Genomic DNA, 17,774 nt, shown 5'->3' with positions numbered 1-17,774 from the left:
AAGTTCACCTCCGAGGTGAACCGGCAGGCCCAGCGGCTCGAGGGCTTTGCGGATGAATTTTCGGCCATCCTGTCGCGTCAGATCGACGAGCGGGGCTAATGGACGGTATAATGACGATCGTGGGCTCTAGATCATGGGCATGAACGTCGCAAGTTCGTCCGGAGGCGGCGGCCGCCGCAGCCGGCGCAAGCCGGTCATGGCCGAAATCAACGTCACGCCGATGGTCGACGTGATGCTGGTGCTGCTCATCATCTTCATGGTGTCGGCGCCGCTGCTCACCGTCGGCGTGCCGCTCGACCTGCCGCAGACCCAGGCCAAGAGCCTCGAGACGAACGACCAGAAGCCGATCCAGCTCTCGGTCGACATCAAGGGCAAGGTGTTCATCAACGACGCCGAGATCGACATCAACGAGCTGGTGCCGAAATTGAAGGCGATCACGGATGCGCGCGGAGGCCTGGAGGAGCGCATCTACATGCGGGCCGACAAGAAGGCGGATTACGGAACGGTGGCCAAGGTGATGGGGCTGTTGTCCGGCGCGGGCTTCAAGAAGCTGGCGCTCGTCACGGAAGTGGACCAGGGGTCGTAAGATCGTGAAGGTGAAGGTCGACAAGACACTCGTTGCGTCGATTGCCCTCCATGTCCTCGTGCTTGGGTGGGGGATGGTCACCTTTTCGTCGCGCTCGATGGAAGCGCCGCCGCCGGAATCGCTGCCGGTCGACATCATCTCCGCCGATCAGCTGTCCAAGATCACGCAGGGCATCAAGACCGGCGACAAGAACCAGCCGAAGCCGATGGTCGAGAAGGTCGCCGAGGCCAAGCCTGTCGAGGAAGCCATAGGCAAGGTGACCGAGAAGAAAGAGATCATCACCTCGTCCGCGCCCGAGCCGCCGCCGAAGCCGGTGGAGAAGCCGGTCGAGAAGAAGCCGGATCCGCCGAAGCCGGTCGCCGAGAACAAGCCGAAGGAAGAGCAGAAGCCGGCCGAGAAGAAGCCCGACCCGGCCAAGGAAGATCCGATCGCCGAAGCCATCAAGAAGCAGGAAGCGAAGAAGCCGACACCGAAGCAGGAGACCAAGCCTGCGCAGGCGCAGGCTCAGCCGCAACCTCCGAAGCCGAAGCAGGAGCGCACCTTCGACCAGACCAAGATCGCGGCCCTGCTCGACAAGCGCGATCCGACCCGGCAGGCGATCACCGGTGCATCGCTGAACGCCTCGGCTTCGCTCGGGACGACGCGCGGCACGGCCGCGACGCTGTCGCAGTCCGAGCTCGACGCGATGCGCGCGCGGCTCGCCAGCCTGTGGAACGTGCAGCCCGGCATCGAGCATCCCGAAGAGATGTTCGTGACCGTGCGCATCCATCTCGGACCGGATCGACGACTGACGCAACCGCCGCAGGTGGTCTCGACCGGCTCCTCGCCGCGCTATCAGGCCGCGGCTGACGCCGCCGTTCGCGCCGTGTTGCAGGGCCAGCCCTACACCATGTTGCGCCAGGAAACCTACGATCAGTGGAAATACATGGACATCGATTTCGATCCCAAGACGATGTTCCGCAGCTAATGTTTGAGAGCCCGCAATGTCCGTGAAGTCTTTTCCCTTATCGCCTTTGCCGATCGATCGCCGTCAGCTTCTCATCGGAGGCGCCGGTGCCGCCGCGGGGCTGCTGCTTCCTTCGCAGCTATCGGCGCAGACCAAGCTGCAGATCACCGAAGGCAACGTCGCGCCGATGCCGATCGCGATCACCAACTTCGTGGCGGGCTCGCCGTCCGATGGCGAGGTCGGCAATGGCGTCACCCAGGTCATCACCAACAATCTCAAGCGCTCGGGGCTGTTCAATCCGATCGATCAGGCCGCCTTCATCGAGCGCATCTCCAATATCGATGTCGCGCCCCAGTTCCAGAACTGGAAGACGATCAACGCGCAGGCACTCGTCACCGGCCGCATGACGCGTCAGCCGGACGGCCGGCTCAAGGCCGAATTCCGCCTGTGGGACGTGGCCTCGGGCCAGCAGCTCACCGGCCAGCAATATTTCACCTCGCCGGAATATTGGCGCCGCATCGCTCACATCATCTCCGACCAGATCTACGAGCGTCTCACCGGCGACAAGGGCTATTTCGACAGCCGCGTGGTGTTCGTCGACGAGACCGGCGCCAAGGAACGGCGCGTCAAGCGGCTCGCGATCATGGACCAGGATGGCGCCAATGTGCGCTATCTGACGCGCGGCTCGGATCTCGTGCTGACGCCGCGCTTCTCGCCGAACTCGCAGGAAATCACCTACATGGAGTTCGGCCAGGGCGATCCGAAGGTCTATCTCTACAACATCGAGACCGGCCAGCGCGAAATCGTCGGCAACTTCCCCGGCATGACCTTCGCGCCGCGCTTCTCGCCGGACGGCCAGCGCGTCATCATGAGCCTGCAGCAGGGCGGCAACTCCAACCTGTTCGCGATGGATCTGCGCTCGCGCTCGACCACGCGGCTCACCGACACGCCCGCGATCGACACCTCGCCGTCCTATTCGCCCGACGGCACGCGCATCTGCTTCGAGTCCGATCGCGGCGGCAAGCCGCAGATCTACGTGATGGCCGCAGGCGGCGGTCCGGCGCAGCGCATCTCCTTCTCGAAGGACGACATCAACGGCAGCTATTCGACGCCGGTGTGGTCGCCGCGCGGCGATTACATCGCGTTCACCAAGCAGGGCGGCGGCCAGTTCGCGATCGGCATCATGAAGCCTGATGGTTCGGGTGAGCGCATCCTCACCTCCGGCTACCACAATGAGGGGCCGACCTTCGCGCCGAACGGTCGCGTCGTGATGTTCTTCCGCGATCCCGGCGGCAGCGGCGGGCCGTCGCTGTTCACCGTCGACATCTCCGGCCGCAACGAGCAGAAGGTGCCGACGCCGGGCTTCGCGTCCGACCCGGCATGGTCGCCGCTGCTCTCCTCGACGTCGGGCTAGCGGCCCGGTCCTGGTCCGGTCCTGGCACGATCTTGGCGCGCGAGCCTGAACGCGCGCCTTTTTCGAAAAACTTTGCGCGATGTTTGCCCGCATCAATCTTTCCTTTAGATTGTGCCCGGTAAAATTTTCCCAGTCCTTTGATTTAATTGATGTATTTCGATCGTCTGACGTTCAGAAACACTCGACTTTAACGATGTTCCCTCAGAAAGACTTCACTCCAGGTCTGTAAAACTGCGTGTCAGACAGGACGCGCGTACAGACCAGATGCAGCTTGCTAGTCAGAGCGGAGAGCCGGACAAGCGACAGCCCTCGCCGACGATCTCGGCAGCGCTGATCGATTCGTTGTACGAGGCTCCTGGTACGGTGCTCACCGGCATCGTCTTCTCCGCCTTCGCTGCAACCTTGACCGCTCTGAAGACGGGACAGACGTTGATCTGGGGATTCGTCCCTCTCCTCATCTTGGCGGGAGCTGTCCGGGCGTTCGATCTACATCGGTACCAGGCCCGAAAATCCGACGTTACCGCCGAACAGGCCGCGCACTGGCAGAGGCGCTATCAGGTCGGAGCGCTGATCCAGGCTGCTGCAATCGGCCTGTGGTGTTCCACCACCCTGTTGAGCAGCGACGACGCCGTCGCCCACATGATCTGTGTTTCCGTGACCACCGGGATCGTGGCGGGTGGCGCGGGCAGGGCCTATGGACGGCAAACGATATTTCGACTGCAGGCCCTGCTGATATTCGGCCCAACCGTGGTCGCCTTGGGGCTGCGCGGCACGCCCTACTACATCGCGATGTCGGTGATATCCGCTGCCTTTCTTCTGGCGGTCGTGCAGCTATCGGCCAATCTGCACAGGATCTTCGTGCGAGCGGTCGTGGCGCGCGAGCGCGAGGCGGCGCTCGCCAGCCAATTCGACACGGCACTGAACAACATGCCGCACGGTCTGTGCATGTTCCGCGCCGACGGGCAGCTCGCGGTCATGAATCACAGGTTCGGCGAGATGGTCGATCTGTCCGGCGACCTCGCGCAGAGTGGCGCCGGCGCAGCCGACATCATCGCGGCGTGCGTCAACTCCGCCTCAATCTCGGCGGAGAGCGGCAAGCTGATCCTCAGCGAGATCGCAGATGCGCGGATGAAGGAGATCGTGACCAACGATCCCGATCTCGCGCGCGGACGGACGCTGTCATGGACGCTGCAGCCGATGGCGGACGGCGGCACGGTCGTGCTGCTCGAGGACATCACCGAGCGCAAGAACGCGGAGGCAAGGATCAGCCATCTCGCCCGCTATGACGAGCTCACGGCGCTGCCCAACCGGGTCAGCTTCCGCGACGAGATCGAGCGGCTCCTGGCGATTTCCCAGAATGCCGAGCGCCTCTCCGCGCTGCTCTTCGTCGATCTCGACCAGTTCAAGCAAGTCAACGACACGCTCGGCCATCCCTGCGGCGACCAGCTGCTGTGCGCGGTCGCCAACCGTCTGCGCGAGATGCTGCGGCCGGAGGACTTCGTCGCCCGCTTCGGCGGCGACGAGTTCGTCGTGTTCCAGCAGAACATCCACTCGCCCGAGGATGCCGCGGCGCTTGCCCGCCGCATCGTCGAGCGGCTGAGCGAGCGTTACCGCATCGACAATCACCTGGTCGAGATCGGCGCCAGCGTCGGCATCGCGCTGACCTCGCCGGAGGGCATCAGTGCCGATACGCTGCTGAAGAACGCCGACATGGCGCTCTATCGCGCCAAGGCCGACGGCCGGGGCACCTACTGCTTCTTCCGCGACGAGATGGCGGCGACCGTCGAGGCCCGCCGCATCCTCGAGCTCGACCTGCGCAAGGCGCTCGCCAACGAGGAGTTCGAGCTGTTCTACCAGCCGCTGGTCAATCTGAAGTCCGGCAAGATCACCACCTGCGAAGCGCTCTTGCGCTGGAATCACCCGGTGCGCGGCACGGTCTCGCCGGTCGACATCATTCCCGTCGCCGAGGACATGGGATTGATCGTCGATCTCGGCCGCTGGATCCTGCGCAGGGCCTGCATGGAATGCATGAAGTGGCCCGACGGTGTCAGCGTGGCGGTCAACTTCTCGCCGCAGCAATTCCACCAGCGCGACGTGCTGAGCGAAATCCGGTACGCGCTCGAGGTCTCGGGCCTGCCCGCCCATCGTCTGGAGATCGAAATCACCGAATCCTCGCTGTTGCGCAACACGCAGCTGACCCACGACATCCTGTCGCAGCTGCATGCGCTCGGCGTGCGCATCTCGCTCGACGATTTCGGCACCGGCTATTCCAGCCTCAGCTATCTGCACAATTTCCCGATGCAGAAGGTGAAGATCGACCGCTCGTTCCTCGAGGGCATCGACACGGACCGGCCGCTGACGCTGCTGCGCGGCGTGGCGCGACTGTCCGCCGATCTCGGCATGTCGGTCGTGGTCGAGGGCATCGAGACCAACGAGCAACTCGCGCTGATCAGCGCTGATGGTACGGTGAGCGAAGGGCAGGGCTATCTGTTCAGCCGACCGATCCCGGCGGTGCGGGTCCGCCAGTTGCTCAACGCCTCCCATGGCCGCCGCATGCCCGACGACCAGATCACGCTGGTGTCGTCGCGATCCATCGCCTGATCGTCCCTCGACAGCTCTGAATTGCGTTCAACTCTCGCGCGCACCCGTGTTTTTGCGGGTCGCAAAGCTTAACCTTAACACTTCGAAGGCTTTGCAATTTTGTTAAGGAACTATTAATCTTCCTACACTCGCGGAAGTTGCTGGAGTTGTAGGGGTAAGAGATGAAGTCCGGGGCCGAACCGCATACGGCGCTCCTTCCGCGTGGAGCCGCACTGTTTGACCGCATCGACTACCGGCTCATCGAGACGCCGGAGGACAGAGACAGCCTCTACTTGATGCGCTACCGGGCCTATCTGCATGCCGGGCTGATCCCGCCGGCGGAATCGCAGCGCGTGACAGACCGCTTCGACGATGCGCCCAATGTCTGGAATTTCGGGGTCTATGTTGACGACGAACTCTGCAGTGCCGTCCGGATTCACGTTCTGACGTCCGAATGGCGGATGTCCTACACCACCGAGGTGTTCGGCGATGCCCTCCATCCTCGCCTCGATCGCGGCGAGGTGTTTGTCGATCCGTGCCGGTTCGTTGCCGAACCCGAAATGCAGCAGCGCTTCCCGGAACTACCCTATCTGACCGTGCGGCTGCCCTTCGTGGCATGCGAACATTTCAACGCCGACGTCGGGCTTTCGATGGTGCGCGTCGATCACCAGGCCTTCTATCGCCGCGTGTTCCTGTCGGAGACCCTGACCGAGCCTCGTGGGTTTCCGGGCTGGCCCACGAAGAAGGCGGTCTTGATGGCATCCGATTTCCCGAGGACGCGGGAAAGGATTCTGACGCGCTTTCCCATCATGCGGTCCAGCGCCTTCGAGCGGCGCATGCTGTTCGAGCGTTCCAGCGCGCGCCAGGCCGCGCCGCGGCCGGTGCTGGCCACCTCGCGGAACCCCGACGCAGCAGCGACCCTGATCGGTTCCGCCCGTTGAGGCGCAACTCCGGGCTCCTACCTGTTGCCTAAGGGCCAAAGTCCCGGCAAAACCAGCGCTTCTGCCGGCTGAGACGGCTTGCCTTCACCATCGCGCCACATTTACAACCCATTAACCATCGCGGTTGCTTTTCGCCGATTGGGGGCATTCGAACGGCTGTGGCAACGTCCCATCAAGGTTGACGGAACGTTCGCTTAACCAACCCCCTGTAGACCGGACAGCAGTGGACTAACGTGAGCGTGGAGGCTCCGGAATGAAACATCCTATGCGTATCCTCCAGGGATTGAAGCTGGCTGCGGTGCTTGCGGTCGCGCTGTCGATGGGCGCCTGCGCCAACAAGAACCTGGGTGCCGATGCGATGGCCAGTGCGGCGACGCCTGGCAGCCAGCAGGATTTCGTCGTGAACGTGGGCGACCGCGTGTTCTTCGAAAGCGACCAGACAGATCTGACCCCGCAGGCGATCGTGACCCTGGAGAAGCAGGCGCAGTGGCTCCAGACCTATCCGCGCTACACCTTCACCATCGAAGGTCATGCCGACGAGCGCGGCACCCGCGAATACAACATCGCCCTCGGCGCCCGCCGCGCCCAGTCGGTGCGCTCGTTCCTGGCCTCGCGCGGCATCGATCCGAACCGCATGCGCACCATCTCCTACGGCAAGGAGCGTCCGGTGGCTGTCTGTAACGACATCTCCTGCTGGTCGCAGAACCGTCGCGCCGTCACCGTGCTGAACGCGAGTTCCTGACGGCCAGTCAGGCGCTGTTCAGCTTCAGACTTGGACTATGCCGGCGCCCCCCCTCGGGCGCCGGTTTCGTTTGACGGGGCCGGCATAGAAACCCCTTGGTAGCAGTCACAGTTTTGGCGTACTCCCTCTCTCAATGTGTGGCGCGGCGAGAGTTCCGCCGCGCGCCACGTCGCTTTCGTCGTCAGGGCAAAATGTCATCTAAATTCCAGGTCATTTCCGGCACCGTGGCGATCGCCACGCTGCTCTCTCTGTGCTCGCCCGTCCTCGCGCAGGAGGATGCCGACGCCGAGATGCGGATCGAGCGGCTGGAGAATCAGCTACGCCAGCTCACCGGCCAGAACGAAGAACTGCAATATCGCAACCGCCAGCTCGAAGAGCGGATCCGGCAGCTCGAGGGCGGTGCGCAAGGCGCGCCCGGACAGGTGCCGGCCCAGCCCAACGTGGCGGCCATGCCGCCCGCCCAGTCCGCGCCGACCTATCGCCAGCAGCAGGCAGTCCAGCCCACCCAGCCGGCCTACGAGCCGCAGGGAGGGGCGCCGGCTCCGATCGTTCAGGAAGCGCCGCCGCCTGGGGCGCCGGGGTCCCGCCGCCGCGGCGATGCGTTTGACCCGAACCAGAGCCCGAATGCCCCGGGTGCGCCGCGCGCGCTCGGCGGCGGCCAGCAGCCGATGGCGACGGCTCCGGTCGGCCCGCCCGGCGGCCGCGGCGCCGGCGAGCCGCTGGACCTCGCCAACACCGGCAGCCGCTACCCGCAGCAGCAGGCACCGGCGCCGGCGCAGCAGGGCTATCCAGCACCGGCCGGCGGCGGTCTTACCACCCAGCCGCCCTCGCAATCGCCGCGCGACGAGTTCGACCTCGGCATCGGCTACATGCAGCGCAAGGATTATGCGCTCGCCGAGCAGACCATGAAGAACTTCGCGCAGAAATATCCGAGCGATCCGCTGCTCGGTGACGCCCAGTACTGGCTCGGCGAGAGCTATTTCCAGCGCCAGCAATATCGCGACGCGGCGGAAGCCTTCCTCGCCGTCACCACCAAATACGATAGGTCCGGCAAGGCCCCGGATGCGCTGCTGCGGCTCGGCCAGTCGCTTGCGGCGCTGAAGGAGAAGGAGGCCGCCTGCGCCGCCTTCGGCGAGGTCGGCCGCAAATATCCGCGCGCCTCCGCCGGCGTCAAAGCCGCCGTCGATCGCGAGCAGAAGCGCGTGAAGTGCTAGAGCATGATCCGGAAAAGTCTGAGGCGGTTTTCCCTCGCGACAAACGCGGAACGCGTTTGCGCGGAGATCATGCTCGAACAACAGAACCGCGCCAGTGCGCAGCGTTTGATCCTGACAAGGTGGATGGTGCTGCGCTAGACAGTCTTCCATCCGCTGGCGATTGCTGGGCAGCGTCATGTCAGACGACGACAATTCGCCGATCTCGGCCCGTGCGGCGAAGCTGCTCTTCGCCGACCTGAAGAACGCGCCCGCACTGGTGCTCGCGGTCTCGGGCGGGCCGGATTCGGTCGCGCTGATGTGGCTTGCAGCGCGCTGGCAACGCAGCCTCGCGCATGGCCCGCGCCTCGTCGCCGTCACCGTCGATCATGGTCTGCGACCGGAAGCGGCGCGCGAGGCGCGCGACGTCAAGCGGCTCGCGACAGTGCTCGAGTTGACGCACCGGACCATGCGCTGGACGGGGCCGAAGCCGAAGACCGGACTGCCCGCCGCGGCGCGGCAAGCCCGCTACCGCCTGCTTGCGCGTGCCGCTCGTGCGGCCGGCGCGACCCATGTGCTGACCGCGCACACCCGCGATGATCAGGCCGAGACGCTTCTGATGCGTCTGCTCCGCGGGAGCGGAATCGCCGGGCTGTCGGCGATGGCGCGCATCTCCGAGCGCGAGGGAATCATGTTGGCGCGACCGCTGCTCGACATTCCGAAGTCGCAGCTCGTCGCCACGCTGAAGCGGGCGAAGATCGGTTTTGCCGATGACCCGAGCAACCGTGACACCGCGTTCACGCGTCCGCGGTTGCGCGCTCTGCTGCCGCAGCTCGCGGCCGAAGGCGGCGATGCCCGGGGTCTTGCGCGGCTCGCAGCGCGGCTGGCCCGGGCCAACGCGGCGGTGGAGGTGCTGACCGACGGCGCCGAACGCTTCCTCAGGCTCAGGGATCGCGGCGATGCGTCGCATGGCCTGCCCGCGCGAAGCTTCGAGGCGTCGGCCTTCGCATCCCTGCCCGAGGAGGTCCGGCTGCGGCTCCTGCTGCGGGCCATCAACGCGCTCGGGCACGAGGGGCCGGCGGAACTCGGCAAGGTTGAAGCGCTCATGGCGATGCTTGATCAAGCCATTGCCGGCGACGCCCGTACGCCCGCAAAGGGCCGGCCGCTCCTGAAGCAGACGCTTGCGGGAGCCCTTATCAGCCTCGCCGGGGGACGCATCCATATCGCGCCGGCGCCCGCTCGACGCGCGAGGAACGGATCGAGGGGCGGATCATGACACCGGCTGATCGAGGCACTATCATCAGAGCAACCTTAACCAGGCAGGAAAAACCCCCGATCCGGTGCCATTATTTCAGCAGGAATCGGGCTAAGATGGGATAAATAGTCCCATCTCGTTCCCTTGGCAGCGACCGGGGCGGCACCTAAATTGTATGCGTCTAACCGAGAGGATTCCTTGGGGATTTCCTCGTATTGCCCAAGTAGCTCCTGAAGGATCAGGGCCGCGATCCGCGCGACCACGAAGGAAGATCGATGAACGCCAATCTGCGCAATTTCGCCCTCTGGGTCATCATTGTTTTGCTGCTGTTGGCGTTGTTCACGCTCTTCCAGAATCCGGGCCAGCGGGCGGCCTCCCAGGACATCGCCTTCTCGCAGCTCCTGACTGAGGTCGACAAGGGCAATGTGCGCGACGTCGTGATCCAGGGGCCGGAGATTCATGGCACCTTCACCAACGGCTCGAGCTTCCAGACCTATGCGCCGAACGATCCGACGCTGGTCAAGCGCCTCTATGACAGCAAGGTCCAGATCACCGCGAAGCCGCCGGGCGACAACGTGCCGTGGTTCGTCTCCCTGCTGGTCTCCTGGCTGCCCTTCATCGCGCTGATCGGCGTCTGGATCTTCCTGTCGCGGCAGATGCAGGGCGGCGCCGGCAAGGCGATGGGCTTCGGCAAGTCGCGCGCCAAGATGCTGACCGAGGCGCATGGCCGCGTCACCTTCGAGGACGTCGCCGGCGTCGACGAGGCCAAGCAGGACCTCCAGGAGATCGTCGAATTCCTGCGCGATCCCGGCAAATTCCAGCGGCTCGGCGGCCGCATCCCGCGCGGCGTTCTGCTGGTCGGCCCTCCCGGCACCGGCAAGACGCTGATCGCGCGCGCGGTCGCGGGCGAAGCCAACGTGCCGTTCTTCACCATTTCAGGCTCCGACTTCGTCGAGATGTTCGTCGGCGTCGGTGCTTCGCGCGTCCGTGACATGTTCGAGCAGGCCAAGAAGAACGCGCCCTGCATCATCTTCATCGACGAAATCGACGCGGTCGGTCGTCACCGCGGCGCCGGTCTCGGCGGCGGCAATGACGAGCGCGAGCAGACGCTGAACCAGCTGCTGGTCGAGATGGACGGCTTCGAGGCCAATGAGGGCGTGATCCTGATCGCCGCGACCAACCGTCCCGACGTGCTCGATCCCGCGCTGCTGCGTCCGGGCCGCTTCGACCGCCAGGTCGTGGTGCCCAATCCGGACGTCGTCGGCCGCGAGCAGATCCTCAAGGTTCACGTCCGCAAGGTGCCGCTGGCGCCGGATATCAACCTCAAGACCATCGCGCGCGGCACGCCGGGCTTCTCCGGCGCCGACCTGATGAACCTCGTCAACGAGGCCGCGCTGACCGCCGCCCGCCGCAACAAGCGGATGGTGACGCAGGCTGAGTTCGAGGAGGCCAAGGACAAGGTGATGATGGGTGCCGAGCGCAAGTCGCTCGTCATGACCGAGGAAGAGAAGCTTCTTACGGCCTATCACGAGGGCGGCCACGCCATCGTCGGCCTGAACGTGCCGGCGACCGATCCGATCCACAAGGCGACCATCATTCCGCGCGGCCGTGCCCTGGGCATGGTCATGCAGCTGCCCGAGCGCGACAAGCTGTCGATGTCGCTGGAGCAGATGACCTCGCGCCTCGCCATCATGATGGGCGGCCGTGTCGCCGAAGAGCTGATCTTCGGCCGCGAGAAGGTGACCTCGGGTGCCGCCTCCGACATCGAGCAGGCCACGCGCCTTGCCCGCATGATGGTGACGCGCTGGGGCCTGTCGGAAGAGCTCGGCACGGTCTCCTACGGCGAGAACCAGGACGAGGTCTTCCTGGGGATGTCGGTGTCGCGGACGCAGAACGCTTCTGAGGCGACCGTCCAGAAGATCGACTCCGAGATCAAGCGCTTGGTCGAGGAAGGCTACAAGGAAGCGACCCGCATCCTCACCGAGAAGCATGCCGACCTCGAGGCGCTCGCCAAGGGCCTGCTCGAGTTCGAAACGCTGACCGGCGACGAGATCGTCGACCTGCTCAAGGGCAAGAAGCCGAACCGCGAGTCCGTGCTCGAGCCGACCACGCCGCGCGCTTCCGCCGTGCCGCCGGCCGGCAAGTCGCGCCCGCGGCCCGATCCGGATCCCGGCCTGGAGCCGCAGCCGCAGGCATAACGGCAAGCGGCAGATTGAAATGAAAAACGCGGCGGAAACGCCGCGTTTTTTGTTGCCTCCGTCATTGCGAGCGCAGCGAAGCAATCCAGACTGGCACCGCGAAGGGATTGCTTCGCTGCGCTCGCAATGACGATGCGGATGCAGCTCCACTCTAACGACGCGGCACCGCTCTCGTAGGATGGGCAAAGGCGCGCAAGCGCCGTGCCCACCATCTTTCTGCAACCGCGATAGAACTGGTGGGCACGCTGTCGCTTGCCCACCCTACGACATCTCACTTTGCCGCATCCTTCCGCCCGAGAGCCGCAGCTTCGTAGGGTGGGCTCTCAATGCCGCCGGGAAATTTGCGGCCGCGTCAGGCCGCTTGCCCGTTCTCGATCGCCGCTTGCGGCGTGTTCCGGAAGCTGATGGCCATGCGATTGTAGGCGTTCATCAAGCCGATCGCGATCGTGAGGTCGACGAGCTCGCGCTCGTCGAACACGGCGCGGGCGGCCTGATAGGCTTGATCCGGCACGTTGGTCTCTGCGACGCGCGTCACCGTTTCTGACCATGCGAGCGCAGCGCGTTCGCGTGCGTCGAAGAGATTTCCAGCCTCAGCCCACGCTTGCACCAGTGCGAGCTTCTCGATCTTCACACCCTTCTTGAGCAGGTCGCGGGTGTGCATGTCGAGGCAGTAGGCGCAGTTGTTGATCTGCGACACGCGCAGATAAACCAGGTCGACAAGCACTGCGGGAAGCTTGCTCTGCATGACGTAGCCGTAGACGCCGCCCAGCGCTTTGACGCCTGCCGGCGCGATCTGGTTGTAGTCGAGGCGCTTGCTCATTTCGTGCTCCTTGATGAAGTGAAGATGAAGGCGACTTGGCGTGGAGATGTGAAGGCGATGCCCCACCCGGCGCGTAATCGACGATCACGCTGACCAGCGACTTGCCGGGGATGTCGGGAATCGCCTCCTCGAAGTGCACCGCTCCGGAAAAGCCGGCTCACTTGCGAATGGCTGCCTTCAGCGAATCGACGAAGACCCAGAAGGAGGCGGCGAACAGGCCGGCATCCTTGAGGAGGAACTGGCCCGGCGCGACCGTGATTGCGGGCACCCCGAGCTCCGGCACCACGACGCCCGGCGTCGAGAACATGAAGCTCAAGGTCGTGACGAAGAGCCCGGCCGAGAGAAAACCGCCGGCGACGGAGAAGACCGGGCTTGCCAATCTGAGGGCGATCAGCAGTCCGATGCTCAGTTCCAGGAAGCCGAGAAAGGTGGCGAAGCCGCGGACCGAAAACGCGGCGTAGAACCAGCTCAGCAACGGGCTGTTCTCTACCAGCGGCACCAGCCCCTGGGCTTCGTAGTCGGTGAACTTCATTCCGCCGAACCAGGCGTAGATGATCGCGAGCGATACATAGAGGCCGACCCGGCTGACCGGCTCTGCGTAAGTGAGCAGGCGTTCGGCGTGATCGTGCCACCGCACGCCGGTACCAGGTAAGAGGAACGGTTCGGGGGCCTGAGTGATGATGCGTGACATGGTCATTTCCTTTTCGTGGTCATGGTTTCAGTTGGACATGCGGTTCGATCGGTCTCACGCATTCACGCGCGAGCGAGGTTGTAACGGGGGGCCGGAATGGCGCTCGAGAGCTTGTTCGTCATGGCGAGGCGAGCGGTCTCATGACGGTCCCATTCGGCCTTGTCCGGCAGCGAGGGGATGGTCACGATCTCGCCGAGGTCGAGACCCGCGAGCGCCGCATCGACCAGATCGTCGGCCGACATCACGATTTGCGCCGGAAGCTGATGCACCGGCGTGCCGGCGACATCCCAGAACTCGGTGGCGGTTGCGCCAGGCAGCACGGCCTGCACGCGGACGCCCTTGTCGGCGAGCTCGTGAACGAGCGATTGACTGAATGCGAGCACGAAAGCTTTCGAGCCGCCGTAGACGCCATTCAGCACCTCCGGTGCGATCGCGACAATCGACGCAATGTTGATGATCGTGCCGTTGCCGCGGGCGACAAATCCGGGGACTGCGGCATAGGTCAGCCGCGTCAGCGCGGTGACGTTCAGGTTGATCATGTCTTCCATCGTGTCGGCATCGGAGGCCACCAGCGGGGCCGATGCGCCGACGCCTGCATTGTTGACCAGCACCGAGATGCCGGCGTCGGTCTTGAGGATCTCCTCGACGCGCCGGAGGTCCGCCGGGGAGGTGAGATCGGCTTCGACCGTCTCCACCTTCCGGCCCGTCTCGTTGGAGAGGCGGCNCGACGCGAGCCGCTGCTTGTTGCGGGCAACAAGAATGAGATCATGGCCGCGCCTGGCCAGCCGATCGGCGTAGATCGCGCCGATGCCGGTTGATGCGCCGGTAATGAGGGCAGTGCCTGCAGTCTGGGTCATTTCCATCTCCGTTGGTTGGCCGGGTTCGCGGCCTCGCCGTGATGGATATGCCCTTCCGAATTTGATGGGTATCTGGCAAGATAGAGATGCATCCTTCCAAAAATGGAAAAATGCCATGGGCCGTTTCGAAAGCATGTCGATCGTGTTGGCAGTCGCGGAGACCGGCAGCCTGTCGGCTGCGGCGCGCCGCCAGAAAATCCCGCTGGCGACGGTGAGCCGAAAAATTTCCGAGCTGGAAGCGGACCTGCGCACCAAGCTGTTCAACCGCTCGACCCGCGCGCTTGTCCCGACCGAGGCAGGGCTCTCATACGCGGTTGCGGCCAAGCGGATTCTCGCCGATGTCGCCGAAGCCGAGCGCGCTGCGTCCGGCGAGTACGCGACGCCGCGCGGGGAGCTGAGCGTTTCGACCCTTGTCGCGCTCGGCCGCTTGTGTCTGCAACCAATCCTGGCGGAGTTCCTGGTGGCGTTCCCGGAGGTCGACGTTCAGCTCAATCTACAGGATCGCACACTCGATCTTCTGGACGAGCACATCGACGTTGCGCTTCGCGTCGGCGATCTCGCCGACAGCAGCCTGATCGCCGTGCGCGTCGGAGAAATTCACCGCGTCGCTTGCGCCAGCCCGGCCTATCTGAAATCCCGGGGCACGCCGAAAACGCCCGACGATCTCTGTGCGCACGACTGCATCAGCTATCCTCCGATGCAGTCGCCAACCGCGTGGCGATTCAAACGGGAGCAGACCGACTACGAGATACCCGTGCGTTCCCGCTTCGTTGCGAGCAATCTGGAGTCGGCCTGTGATGCCGCGCGCGCGGGCATAGGGATCACCGTGGTGTTCTCCTATCTCGCCGCCGAATTGATCAAGTCGAGAGAGTTGGTTCCGCTGCTCCAGGATTTTCAGCCGCCGCCGAAGCCCGTCAGCTTCGTGTATTCGCCCAATCGTTTCATGTCGGCCAAATTGCGCGTCTTTCTCGACTTCGCGGTGCCACGCCTCAGGGCGCGCCTCGCCGACCTGCCAAGAGGCGTAGCTTCGCCGAAGCGCCCCACGTAACCGTGTCGGCGTCGACAAATGTCGTTCAACATCCGCTTCGAATCGGCCTTGTAGCCTCGTAGGGTGGGCAAAGGCGCGTAGCGCCGTGCCCACCACATCTCGCAGCAGTCACTACGAAAGTGGTGGGCACGCTATCGCTTTGCCCACCCTACGATATCTCACTTCGGCGCTGCATCTCGGCGCCCCAGAAATCGCAACACATCATCACTAAACTGCTCGGGATCCTGCAGGAACGAGAAGTGGCTGACCTCCGGCTGGATCAACAGGCCGGCGCCCGGAATGTTCGCCGCCATGAACTCGGTGTTCTCGCGCTTGATCGCCTCGTCGTGGTCGCCGTCGACGATCCAGGTCGGGACCTTGATCGCCGCGAGGTCCGTGGCCGTCCATTTCGGTTGGCTCTCCCACATTTTCGTAATCTCCGCGACGAAGCTCTTGTACTCCGTCGGCGTCGGCGAGAGGCGCTTGTACTCTTCGCCCGCCCTGGCGATGTAGGCGTTGAAGACGTCGCTCGAGGCGATGTCCGCAACGCCTGACGGATCGGAGTTCGCCGCGAAGGCGAACAGCCTGCTCACCCGCTCCGGATGCTTCATCGCGATGTCGAGGCCGATGATGGCGCCGTCGCTCCAGCCGACGATCGCGGCCTTCTTGATCTTCAGGTGGTCGAGCAGGCCGACGACGTCCGAGGCCATCAGATCGTAGCCGTACGGCTCCTGATTGCGGCTGCTGCGCCCATGCCCGCGACTGTCCATGACGATGACCTGATAGCGGCCTTGCAGCGCGCGGACCTGGTGGCCCCAGTAATTGGCGTTGGCAAGACCGCCATGCAGCAGGATGACCGGCTCGCCGCGGCCGAACATGGCGTACCAGATCTTCACCCCGTTGACGGGCGCGAGGCCGCTCTGCGCCGCCTTCGGCAATGTCGGCGTCGGCGGCAGGTTCAGCCATCGCGGCGCGGCGTGGGCCGCGCTGAGCGAGATCGTGACGAGAAGCGCGGCGAAGAGATTGCGAAGCAGCATGAGGCGTATTCCTGTTCGACCGTCGGCCGTAGGGTGGGCGAAGGCGCGCACGCGCCGTGCCCACCATTCCCACGTCGTGCGCGCTACGATAGCCGTCGCTTATAATGATTGGAGTCCATGCCGATGTCATGGCATGCTCCCTTCAAGTAAAGGTGCGGCGCGATCGCACCACAAAAGGGGAGGGGAAGCCGATGCGCTTTGCGATGGCATTGGGCGTGCTTGGCGCCGTTGCATTTGTAACATTGCCTGCCGCTTCCATCGCCGCCGAGATGCGCGGCGTCACCGCAACCGAGATCAGGATCGGCCAGACCATGCCCTATAGCGGACCGGTCTCGGCGTTCGGTGCGCTCGGCAAGGGCGAGGTCGGCTATTTCAGGATGCTGAACGAGAAGGGCGGCATCAACGGCCGCAAGGTCAATCTGATCTCGCTCGACGACAGCTATGCGCCGCCGAAATCGGTCGAGCAGACGCGCAAGCTGGTGGAAAGCGACGAGGTCGCGCTGATCTTCTCCTCGATCGGCACCGCCCACAACACGGCGATCGCGAAATATCTCCAAAGCAAGAATGTGCCGCAGCTCTTCATCGGCTCCGGCGCCTCGAAATTCGCCGACATCGCGCAATATCCGCAGGCGACGATGGGCGTGCAGGCGCCGTTCCGCTACGAGGCGCGGCTCTATGCGCGCTATGCGCTGGCGATGAATCCCAGCGCGAAATTCGCGGTGATCTCGCAGAACGACGACTATGGCCGCGACTATCTCGCCGGCCTCAAGGACGTGCTCGGCGACAAATACGACACCGTCGTCACCAGCGCGACCTACGAGATCCAGGACCCGACCATCGATTCCCAGATCGTGAAGCTGAAGGCGTCAGGCGCGGAGGTGTTCGTGATCGCGGCGACGCCGAAATTCGCGGCGCAGGCGATCCGCAAATCCTTCGAGATCGGCTGGCGGCCGATGACGTTCCTGTCCAACGTCGCGGTATGGGTCTCGACCGTGATGGAGCCCGCGGGCCTGGAAGCCGGCACCGGCATTCTCTCCACCGCCTACGTGAAGGACCCCGACGATCCTGCCTGGAAGGACGATCCGGGCGTCAAGGGCTGGCGCGAGTTCATGACAAAGTACGTGCCGGAGGCCGACCAGCACGACACCAATTACGTCAACTCCTACAACAGCGCGATGGCGCTGGAGGCGGTGCTGAAAGCCTGCGGCGATGATCTGTCGACCGAGAACATCCTCAAGCAGGCCTACGCGATCCACGACCTCGAGCTGCCGATGCTGCTGCCGGGCATCAAGGTCAACACCAGCCCAACCGATCACGTCCCCGTCGACCAGATGCAGTTCATGCGCTTCAACGGCAGGAGCTGGGAGCGCTTCGGTGAGTTGCAGACCGGGAATTGATGATCAATGTGGAATGAGCGTTGGTCTTCTGCCATTTACCCGAGAATTCACGCGCCATAGCGCCGAAGTAGGCGCCCACTGCCGGGATGGATT

At 64.3% G+C, this 17,774-nt stretch carries 15 protein-coding genes and 2 pseudogenes; 12 read left to right on the top strand and 5 right to left on the bottom strand.

The genetic code is table 11. From position 1 onward, the window contains the following. The 10 genes and pseudogenes from AXW67_RS43805 to ftsH all read left to right on the top strand — a co-directional run. Window positions 1-99, top strand: a pseudogene (locus AXW67_RS43805) (protein TolQ); the annotation flags it as partial. A 34-nt stretch (window positions 100-133) separates the two neighbouring features. Further along, window positions 134-586, top strand: a complete 453-nt coding sequence (tolR, locus tag AXW67_RS06400; protein ID WP_027553213.1) for a protein TolR — start codon at window positions 134-136, stop codon at window positions 584-586. Window positions 587-596: 10 nt separating this feature from the next. After that, window positions 597-1,553 carry a cell envelope integrity TolA family protein gene (locus AXW67_RS06395; protein WP_027553214.1) on the top strand — a complete coding sequence of 319 codons (957 nt, stop codon included), beginning with the start codon at window positions 597-599 and terminating at the stop codon, window positions 1,551-1,553. A 16-nt stretch (window positions 1,554-1,569) separates the two neighbouring features. Further along, window positions 1,570-2,946 (top strand): Tol-Pal system beta propeller repeat protein TolB, encoded by a 1,377-nt coding sequence (gene tolB, locus AXW67_RS06390; protein ID WP_027553215.1) that lies wholly within the window; start codon window positions 1,570-1,572, stop codon window positions 2,944-2,946. A 264-nt stretch (window positions 2,947-3,210) separates the two neighbouring features. Continuing rightward, window positions 3,211-5,547: a putative bifunctional diguanylate cyclase/phosphodiesterase gene (locus AXW67_RS06385; protein ID WP_027553216.1), complete on the top strand. Its 2,337-nt coding sequence runs from the start codon at window positions 3,211-3,213 to the stop codon at window positions 5,545-5,547. 161 nt (window positions 5,548-5,708) lie between these two features. Then, complete coding sequence (locus AXW67_RS06380) at window positions 5,709-6,467, top strand: N-acyl amino acid synthase FeeM domain-containing protein (RefSeq protein ID WP_063677173.1); 759 nt, start codon at window positions 5,709-5,711, stop codon at window positions 6,465-6,467. A 253-nt stretch (window positions 6,468-6,720) separates the two neighbouring features. After that, on the top strand, window positions 6,721-7,209 hold the full coding sequence (gene pal / locus AXW67_RS06375; protein WP_027553218.1) for a peptidoglycan-associated lipoprotein Pal: 489 nt from the start codon (window positions 6,721-6,723) through the stop codon (window positions 7,207-7,209). Between the two features lie 191 nt (window positions 7,210-7,400). Then, on the top strand, window positions 7,401-8,423 hold the full coding sequence (gene ybgF, locus AXW67_RS06370; protein ID WP_063677172.1) for a tol-pal system protein YbgF: 1,023 nt from the start codon (window positions 7,401-7,403) through the stop codon (window positions 8,421-8,423). 175 nt (window positions 8,424-8,598) lie between these two features. Further along, window positions 8,599-9,675 carry a tRNA lysidine(34) synthetase TilS gene (tilS, locus tag AXW67_RS06365; protein ID WP_063677171.1) on the top strand — a complete coding sequence of 359 codons (1,077 nt, stop codon included), beginning with the start codon at window positions 8,599-8,601 and terminating at the stop codon, window positions 9,673-9,675. 254 nt (window positions 9,676-9,929) lie between these two features. Beyond that, window positions 9,930-11,852 (top strand): ATP-dependent zinc metalloprotease FtsH, encoded by a 1,923-nt coding sequence (gene ftsH / locus AXW67_RS06360; protein WP_027553222.1) that lies wholly within the window; start codon window positions 9,930-9,932, stop codon window positions 11,850-11,852. 352 nt (window positions 11,853-12,204) lie between these two features. On the opposite strand, the gene AXW67_RS06355 is transcribed toward ftsH, so the two are convergent. The 4 genes and pseudogenes from AXW67_RS06355 to AXW67_RS43800 form a co-directional block, all read right to left on the bottom strand. Beyond that, window positions 12,205-12,672 (bottom strand): carboxymuconolactone decarboxylase family protein, encoded by a 468-nt coding sequence (locus AXW67_RS06355; RefSeq protein ID WP_063677170.1) that lies wholly within the window; start codon window positions 12,670-12,672, stop codon window positions 12,205-12,207. Between the two features lie 157 nt (window positions 12,673-12,829). Further along, the gene (locus AXW67_RS06350) at window positions 12,830-13,363 is read right to left on the bottom strand and encodes a YkgB family protein (protein ID WP_082907810.1); all 534 of its coding nucleotides are present in this window, start codon (window positions 13,361-13,363) and stop codon (window positions 12,830-12,832) included. A 62-nt stretch (window positions 13,364-13,425) separates the two neighbouring features. Then, window positions 13,426-14,087: pseudogene (locus AXW67_RS06345) on the bottom strand (SDR family NAD(P)-dependent oxidoreductase); the annotation flags it as partial. 1 nt (window position 14,088) lies between these two features. Next, a partial coding sequence (locus AXW67_RS43800; protein ID WP_245315450.1) for an SDR family NAD(P)-dependent oxidoreductase occupies window positions 14,089-14,220 on the bottom strand: 132 nt, incomplete at its 3' end. Between AXW67_RS43800 and AXW67_RS06340 the strand changes: the two genes are divergently transcribed. Then, window positions 14,171-15,268 carry a LysR family transcriptional regulator gene (locus tag AXW67_RS06340; protein WP_347336744.1) on the top strand — a complete coding sequence of 366 codons (1,098 nt, stop codon included), beginning with the start codon at window positions 14,171-14,173 and terminating at the stop codon, window positions 15,266-15,268. The genes AXW67_RS43800 and AXW67_RS06340 overlap by 50 nt on opposite strands. Before the next feature lie 158 nt (window positions 15,269-15,426). Here AXW67_RS06340 and AXW67_RS06335 read toward each other — a convergent pair whose 3' ends face one another. Beyond that, complete coding sequence (locus AXW67_RS06335; RefSeq protein ID WP_082907800.1) at window positions 15,427-16,284, bottom strand: alpha/beta fold hydrolase; 858 nt, start codon at window positions 16,282-16,284, stop codon at window positions 15,427-15,429. Between the two features lie 191 nt (window positions 16,285-16,475). Here AXW67_RS06335 and AXW67_RS06330 point away from each other — a divergent pair, with 191 nt between their 5' ends. Next, a complete protein-coding gene (locus AXW67_RS06330) occupies window positions 16,476-17,681 on the top strand; it encodes an ABC transporter substrate-binding protein (protein ID WP_063677167.1) in 1,206 nt (401 codons plus the stop codon). Window positions 17,682-17,774: the final 93 nt, after the last annotated feature.

The organism is Bradyrhizobium neotropicale (assembly GCF_001641695.1).
Classification (GTDB): Bacteria; Pseudomonadota; Alphaproteobacteria; order Rhizobiales; family Xanthobacteraceae; genus Bradyrhizobium; species Bradyrhizobium neotropicale.
Note: the sequence above shows the minus strand (reverse complement) of the source record. Positions and strands in the feature narration are given on the sequence as shown.